Annotated in this window: 1 protein-coding gene; it reads left to right on the forward strand. The window is 42.1% G+C overall.

The window, feature by feature from the left end; translation table 11 throughout:
- Positions 1–10: 10 nt before the first annotated feature.
- Positions 11–1,780: a hypothetical protein gene (locus tag BAA01_12355; GenBank protein ID OUM89553.1), complete on the forward strand. Its 1,770-nt coding sequence runs from the start codon at positions 11–13 to the stop codon at positions 1,778–1,780.
- Positions 1,781–1,790: the final 10 nt, after the last annotated feature.

Genomic DNA, 1,790 nt, shown 5'->3' on the forward strand with positions numbered 1-1,790 from the left:
CCTATTTTTTATGTTTTTGGTATGTACATATGAAAGTATATATGGTATAATTATCTCTAATGAGGTGATTCCCATGTACCTTCAAATCTTCAAGAACCGCGGGAAGGAATATGTTCGGATCGTTGAATCCTTCCGGGATCCGGTAACCAAAAAACCAAAAATTCGGGTTATCCAAAACTTCGGAAATAAAGAGAAACTGTTGGCTGAAAACCCCAATGCCCTCGAAGAGCTCCAAAAAAAAGTGGAACAGATGAACGCAGAAAAAGCTCAACAATGCGGTCTTGCCCTCACCCGGCGTCTGGAGGATTTTCTGGATACGAAAGCCTTCAGCCCAACCAAAGAAGGGGCTCCCGTCGAAAACTATGGTTATGAAATTTACCAGATGATTTGGGATGAGCTGAATTTGGATTCCTTTTTCCAATACCGGCAAAGAAAAGATACAAAATTCCAATTCCAAACGAAAATCCCGATTGCGCTCATGACCTTTTCCAGATTGCTGTTTCCTGAATCCAAGCTTTCCACTTTCGAAGGAAAAGGCAGATTCGCTCGTGAATTCCCCTGTGAATTGGAACAGATGTATCGTTCCCTTTCCTTTCTTGCCGGACAAAAAAATCATTTGGAAGAACATCTGAACAAGCAAATTTCGAAGAAACTCAACCGCAACCTTGCGGTCGCCTTTTACGATGTCACCACTTACTACTTCGAGTCCGTGCTGGCCGATGACTTGAAAAAGTTCGGATTTTCCAAGGATAACAAAGTAAATCAGGTACAAGTGGTCATGGGGTTACTGATCGACGATCAAGGAATCCCCGTCGGATATGATCTCTTTCCGGGAAACACGAATGATTTCAGAACCTTGGAACCCGTGCTCCTGCGGATGAAAGAACAATATGGCATCAAGAAAATCATACTCGTTGCCGACCGGGGATTGAATTCCAAAGGGAATTTGTTATTTCTGAAATCATTGGGTTTCGAATATATCATGTCCTTTAAAATCCGATCAGGATCAAAAAAAGTGAAGGAAATGGTCCTCGATGAATCGGGATATACTTACATTTCACCGGAGTTTAAATGGAAAAAATGCGAATTCCAATCGTTTGTCCGAACGAAGGAGAAAACACATGTGCTCGATGACCACCTGTTGATTACCTGGTCATCGAAAAGGGCGCAGAAAGACCGGAAGGATCGCGAACGAATCATTGAAAAATCGAAAAAGCTGGTCGAATCCAAATCCCAGCTCAAAGCCGAACTGAAAAAAGGCGGCAAAAAATACGTCCAATTAACCTTTTTGGAAGATGACCACATTTCCTTCAACGAAAAACAAGCGGAGATCGATGAACAATTCGATGGTTACTACGCCATCCAGTACAGCGATCCTGCCCTGTCCCCCGAAAAAGTACTGGAGGCTTACCACGGCCTTTGGAAAATTGAAGAAAGCTTTCGAGTGCTGAAAAGCAATTTTGAAGCCAGGCCCATCTTTGTTTGGACGGAAGAAAGCATCAAAGGCCATTTCGTGATTTGTTATCTGGCGTTGGTCATTCAACGGTTATTGGAATACTTGCTTCACACCAAGGGAATTGATTATTCAACAGAAAAAATCCAGGATGCCATCCGGAGTGCGACGATTACGAAAGTGCACTTGGATGGAAAAGAAATCTTTATAAAAAATAAATCTGACGACGTATTTTCCGATATTTTAAAGGCATTTGGGCTAGAAGATATCCCCGCATATGGGGTTAAAGATAAAAGGACGAAAACATATCTACATACCAAAAAATAAAGAACTCCCC

This window comes from Bacillus thermozeamaize, assembly GCA_002159075.1.
GTDB classification, from domain to species: Bacteria; Bacillota; Bacilli; order ZCTH02-B2; family ZCTH02-B2; genus Bacillus_BB; species Bacillus_BB thermozeamaize.